Raw genomic sequence first — 5,224 nt, 5'->3', positions numbered from 1 at the left:
GGGTCCGGTTGAGGGGGCGTGAGCCGCATGGATGCGGCGACCGAGCTTACATGGACGTACTTGCAGCGGCCCCCTCAACCGGACCCACCCCGCCAACCCACAGGAAACCAGCTTTTGACGTTGCTTCGGCCGTTGCTTCGGCTTCGGCGGGTGCCGGGCGCCGCCCGGCCGAACTACAATCCCGCTCATGCTGAAATTCTCGAATACCTCCCGCCGGGGGCGCCGATGAGCGGCCGTGGTGGCAATGACGGACAGGTCCGCATCATCGGCGGGCGCTGGCGCAATACCCGGCTGCCGGTGCCGACCCTGCCGGGCCTGCGGCCCAGCAGCGATCGCGTGCGCGAAACCCTGTTCAACTGGCTGATGCCCAAGCTGGGCGGGGCCCGCGTGCTGGACCTGTTCGCCGGCAGCGGCGCGCTTGGGCTGGAAGCCGTCTCGCGCGGTGCCGCGCATGCCACCCTGGTCGAACGCGATCCGCAGCTGGGACGCAATCTGACCGCGGCCGTATCCAAACTGCAGGCGGGCGACAACGTCACGGTCGCCCAGGCCGACGCGCTGCGCTGGCTGCAGGCCGCGCCGGCGCAGCAGGCCGATCTGGTGTTCATCGACCCGCCGTTCGCCGATGGCCTGTGGCAGGACGTGCTGGCCCAGCTGCCGCGGCATCTGGCCGCCGATGCCTGGCTGTACCTGGAGTCGCCAGCCAGCCACGTGCCGGTGCTGCCCCCGGAATGGCTGCTGCACCGCGATGGCAGCACCCGCGAGGTGAGCTTTGCCCTGTACCGCCGCGCCACTGCTACACTTTGACCTCATCTGAACATCTGCAACCGCCCATGACCGTGGCCAACCGCCGCATCGCCGTCTATCCCGGCACGTTCGACCCCATCACCAACGGTCACATCGACCTGGTGAGCCGGGCCGCGCCGCTGTTTGAAAAGGTCGTGGTGGGCGTGGCGCAGAGCCCCTCGAAGGGACCGGCACTGCCGCTGGAACAGCGCGTGCAGCTGGCGCGTGGCGCCCTGGGCCACCACAGCAACGTCGAGGTCATCGGCTTCGATACGCTGCTGGCCCATTTTGTACGTTCGGTGCAGGGCGGCGTGCTGCTGCGCGGGCTGCGCGCGGTGTCCGACTTCGAGTACGAATTCCAGATGGCGAGCATGAACCGCCACCTGATCCCGGAGGTCGAGACCCTGTTCCTGACCCCGGCCGAGCAGCACAGCTTCATCTCGTCCTCGCTGGTCCGCGAGATCGCACGCCTGGGGGGCGATGTGTCCGGCTTCGTGCCGGCCGCCGTGCTCGATGCGCTGCGCAAGGTCCGCGAAGCGAAGTCGGCGCAGTCGTAAGCCCTGCCCAGCAGTAGATCCTGTAGTACCACGCACCCCATTACGCACACCAACACGCAACATTCCGGGAGGAAACCCATGAACAACACCATGCGCGCGATGCTGATCGCCTCGTTTGCCCTGGCTTTCACCGCCTGCAAGAAGGAAGAAGCCGCTCCGGTCGACGAAGCCAAGCAGGCGCTGGTCGCCCCGGCCAAGGAAGACGACGCAGGCTGGAAGAAGTACCTGCAGGAAGTGGCCATCCAGAACATGGGCAACATCACCAACAGCCCGTTCCTGTACTACCTCTCGCCGGAAACCGACCCGGACTTCCAGGCCAAGTACGAGCGCCAGACCGAAAGCGCGACCCAGGCCGTGGCCCGTGGCGTGCAGCCGGGCAACATGCTGGCCTTCGGTTCGTCGGCCTCGGGCAAGATGGCTGACATGATCCAGGTCGTGTTCAAGGACGTCTCGCCGGATTCGATGAAGGGCGTGCGCGTCGTCTTCATCGGCCAGTCCGCCGACAACGCCCGCGTGCAGGCCGTGGTCCAGCCGACCGGTGCCGAGTACATTTTCGTCGAAGCCAAGTAAGACCGAGCCGAGGCGGTCGTGCTGCGGCACGACCCGGGCGGCGCCCTGTGATGGGCGCCGCTGATGACCTGACCGGCCCGCGCGCCCGCGCAGGCCGGTCCTTGTCCCAAGGCGCGGGCGTGGAGTATCGCCATGTCGCTGAAAATAAATGAGCTCTGCGTCAACTGTGACGTATGCGAGCCGGCCTGCCCGAACCAGGCCATCACGATGGGTGAAACCATCTACGTGATCGACCCCGCCCGCTGTACCGAGTGCGTGGGCCATTTCGACGAACCGCAGTGCGTGGTCGTCTGCCCGGTCGAATGCATCGACCCCGATCCGGACATCGTCGAAACCGAAATCGAGCTGCTGGCCAAGCTGCGCCAACTGCAGCACGATCATCCCGAACTCTATGCGGAGCCCCCATCCGAATGAAGCCGTTCGCCCGCCCCCTGTTGTTGCTCGGCCTGCTGCTGAGTTCCGTCGCCTGGGCTGATGCCCCGGCCCGCGCCGAGCGTCCTGATGGTGCTGCCATCGCCAGCGGCCACGCCCTGGCCACCCAGGCCGGTGTCGACATCCTGGCCCAGGGCGGCAACGCCTTCGATGCGGCGGTGGCGGTGTCCTCGACCCTGGCCGTGGTCGAGCCGATCAGTTCTGGACTGGGCGGCGGCGGCTTCTTCCTGCTGCATGATGCGGCCACCGGCAAGGACGTGATGCTGGACGCGCGCGAGACCGCACCGGCCGCGGCCACGCCGCAGGCCTTCCTCGACAAGAAGGGTGACCTGGACCGCGATCGTTCGGTCAATGGTCCGTGGTCGGCCGGCATTCCCGGCCTGCCGGCGGCGCTGGTCGAACTGTCGGCCAAGCACGGCAAGCTGCCGCTGGCGGCCTCGCTGCAGCCGGCGATCCGCATCGCGCGTGAAGGCTTCCCGGTCTATGAGCGCATGGCCAAGGGCTATGCCTCGCGCCGCGAAGTGATGGAGCGCTATCCCGGTACGCGCGAGGTCTACCTGCGCAATGGCAAGCCGATCGCCACCGGTGACCTGTTCAAGCAGCCGGAACTGGCGCAGACCTTGGAGCGCCTGGCCGCCGGCGGCTTCGATGGCTTCTACAAGGGCCAGACCGGCAAGCTGCTGTTGGCCGGCGTGAAGCAGGCCGGTGGCAAGTGGACTGCCGAGGAACTGGCCGGCTACCGCGTGAAGCAGCGCGCGCCGATCGTCTTCAACTACAACGGCTGGAAGATCACCACCGCGCCGCCGCCGTCCTCCGGTGGCATCGCCTTGGCCAGCATGCTGCAGATCCTGGAAGGCTGGGACATCAAGCAGATGGATGCCGCGCACCGCACCCATCTGGTGGTCGAGTCGATGCGTCGTGCTTACCGTGACCGCACCTTCTTCCTCGGCGATCCGGATTTCGTGCAGATCCCGCAGAAGGTGCTGGCCAGCAAGGATTACGCGCAGGGCCTGCGTGCCACCATCCACCCGGAAAAGGCCACCCCCAGCGACCTGCTGTCGGGCAACCCGACGCCGCTGGAAGATGACGAGACCACCCATTTCTCGATCATCGACCGCGACGGCAACCGTGTCGGCGCCACCCAGACCGTCAACCTGCTGTACGGCTCGGGCCTGATTCCGAAGGGCACCGGTGTGCTGCTGAACAACGAGATGGACGACTTCGCGCTGAAGCCGGGCACGCCCAACGCGTTTGGCGTGATGGGTTACGCCGCCAATGCACCGAAAGCGGGCAAGCGCATGCTCAGCTCGATGACGCCGACGTTCATGGAGAACGACGACAAGGTGATCGTGCTGGGCACGCCCGGTGGCAGCCGCATCATCACCATGGTGCTGCTGGGCATCCTCGGCTACGACGCTGGCCTGGATGCGCAGCAGGTTGCCGCGCTGCCGCGCTACCACCACCAGTGGCTGCCGGATCTGATCGAAGCCGAAAGCAATGCGTTCGACGCCGCCACCATCAAGCAGCTGCAGGCGATGGGCCACAAGATCGACCTGCCGGGCGAGGTCGCTGCCGGCGGCCGTGGTTCCAGCCACGTATGGGGCAACCTGCAGACGGTGGAGTGGGACCGCAAGGCCAACAAGCTGTTTGGCGGCAGCGATCCGCGCAACCCGGTCGGCAGCGCCCAGGTCGTGCCGGCTCCCTGATCCGGCGGTAGCGCCGGGCCATGCCCGGCGGATGCAACCTGAGAACCCCGCCCGCAACGGCGGGGTTTTTCATTTTCCCGCTAGCGATTATTTAACGAGCGGCGACCGATAATTGCGCCATGAAACTATGGTCGATCCGCGGTAATACCCAGCGCCTGGATGGCGGTGCAATGTTCGGCAATGCGCCGCGTGCGTTGTGGGAGAAATGGGCAGCGCCAGACGAGCTCAATCGCATCGAGCTGGCTTGCCGCGCGTTGTTGGCGAGCCCGCTGGAAGGCAAAACGGTGCTGTTCGAAACCGGCATCGGTGCGTTTTTCGATCCGCGCATGCGCGAGCGCTATGGCGTGCAGGAAAGCCAGCATGTGCTGATCGATTCACTGCGCGAAGCCGGCTTCGAGCACGAAGACATCGATGTGGTGGTGCTCAGCCATCTGCATTTCGATCATGCCGGTGGCCTGCTGGCCGCGTGGCGCGAAGGCCGCGAACCGGAACTGCTGTTCCCCAATGCGACGTACGTGGTCGGTGCGCAGCACTGGCAGCGCGCGTTGCAGCCGCACCCGCGTGATCGTGCCAGCTTCATTCCGGAACTGCCGGGCCTGCTGCAGGCCAGTGGGCGCCTGGAAGTGGTGGACGGTGAGTATTCGAAGGTGCTCGGCCACAGCGTGCGTTTCAGTTACAGCGACGGCCACACGCCGGGGCTGATGCTGGCCGAGATCGTGGGGCAGGGGCGCGCAGGCGCAGGGGCGCACGGCGGTGTGGTGTTCTGCGCCGATCTGATTCCCGGTCGTTCGTGGGTGCACGTGCCGATCACGATGGGCTACGACCGCAATGCCGAGCTGCTGATCGACGAGAAGCGGCAGTTCCTGGAAGACAAGCTGGCGCGCAACGTGCATTTGTTCTTCACCCATGACCCGCAGGTGGCGCTGGCGCAGGTCGGGCGGGATGAGAAGGGGCGTTTCGTTACGCTGCATGAGCAGGGCGAGTTGAAGGCGCGGGCGTTGGGGTGAGGTTTGCCGGCAGGGCTGCGCCCTGCACCTGCCGAAGCAACAGCAACAGCAACAGCAACGGCGGGCAATCCGTGGGGTGGCGGGGCGGTGTCGGATGGCGGGGACGCCGCAAGTACGTCCTTGTAGGCTCAGCCGCGCCATCCATGGCGCGGATGCCCCGCAATCCGAC

Annotated in this window: 6 protein-coding genes; all 6 read left to right on the top strand. The window is 66.5% G+C overall.

Going from position 1 to position 5,224, the window contains the following annotated elements; all coding sequences use genetic code 11:
* The first annotated feature begins 225 nt into the window (after positions 1-225).
* The 6 genes from rsmD to ACFX4F_RS12780 all read left to right on the top strand — a co-directional run bounded on the left by rsmD (position 226) and on the right by ACFX4F_RS12780 (position 5,055).
* A complete protein-coding gene (gene rsmD, locus ACFX4F_RS12805; protein ID WP_380655827.1) occupies positions 226-804 on the top strand; it encodes a 16S rRNA (guanine(966)-N(2))-methyltransferase RsmD in 579 nt (192 codons plus the stop codon).
* A 26-nt stretch (positions 805-830) separates the two neighbouring features.
* A complete protein-coding gene (gene coaD / locus ACFX4F_RS12800; protein WP_099820155.1) occupies positions 831-1,340 on the top strand; it encodes a pantetheine-phosphate adenylyltransferase in 510 nt (169 codons plus the stop codon).
* A 78-nt stretch (positions 1,341-1,418) separates the two neighbouring features.
* Complete coding sequence (locus tag ACFX4F_RS12795; protein WP_089240385.1) at positions 1,419-1,910, top strand: hypothetical protein; 492 nt, start codon at positions 1,419-1,421, stop codon at positions 1,908-1,910.
* 132 nt (positions 1,911-2,042) lie between these two features.
* A complete protein-coding gene (locus ACFX4F_RS12790) occupies positions 2,043-2,324 on the top strand; it encodes a YfhL family 4Fe-4S dicluster ferredoxin (protein ID WP_025878828.1) in 282 nt (93 codons plus the stop codon).
* Positions 2,321-4,048 carry a gamma-glutamyltransferase gene (ggt, locus tag ACFX4F_RS12785; RefSeq protein ID WP_099820156.1) on the top strand — a complete coding sequence of 576 codons (1,728 nt, stop codon included), beginning with the start codon at positions 2,321-2,323 and terminating at the stop codon, positions 4,046-4,048. Before ACFX4F_RS12790 ends, ggt begins: the two co-directional genes overlap by 4 nt.
* 119 nt (positions 4,049-4,167) lie before the next feature.
* Positions 4,168-5,055, top strand: coding sequence for an MBL fold metallo-hydrolase (locus tag ACFX4F_RS12780; protein WP_089240389.1), 888 nt, complete (start codon positions 4,168-4,170; stop codon positions 5,053-5,055).
* Positions 5,056-5,224 lie beyond the last annotated feature (169 nt).

This window comes from Stenotrophomonas sp. YIM B13575, assembly GCF_042787595.1.
GTDB lineage: Bacteria > Pseudomonadota > Gammaproteobacteria > Xanthomonadales > Xanthomonadaceae > Stenotrophomonas > Stenotrophomonas lactitubi_B.
The sequence above is the reverse complement of the archived record's forward strand: the minus strand, read 5'-3'. Positions and strand labels throughout refer to the sequence as shown.

Bases quoted from the DNA above. Each gene is read 5' to 3' on its own strand.
- rsmD (WP_380655827.1), top strand. From the start codon at position 226: ATGAGCGGCCGTGGTGGCAATGACGGACAGGTCCGCATCATCGGCGGG.
- ACFX4F_RS12780 (WP_089240389.1), top strand. From the start codon at position 4,168: ATGAAACTATGGTCGATCCGCGGTAATACCCAGCGCCTGGATGGCGGT.
- ACFX4F_RS12795 (WP_089240385.1), top strand. From the start codon at position 1,419: ATGAACAACACCATGCGCGCGATGCTGATCGCCTCGTTTGCCCTGGCT.
- ggt (WP_099820156.1), top strand. From the start codon at position 2,321: ATGAAGCCGTTCGCCCGCCCCCTGTTGTTGCTCGGCCTGCTGCTGAGT.
- coaD (WP_099820155.1), top strand. From the start codon at position 831: ATGACCGTGGCCAACCGCCGCATCGCCGTCTATCCCGGCACGTTCGAC.
- ACFX4F_RS12790 (WP_025878828.1), top strand. From the start codon at position 2,043: ATGTCGCTGAAAATAAATGAGCTCTGCGTCAACTGTGACGTATGCGAG.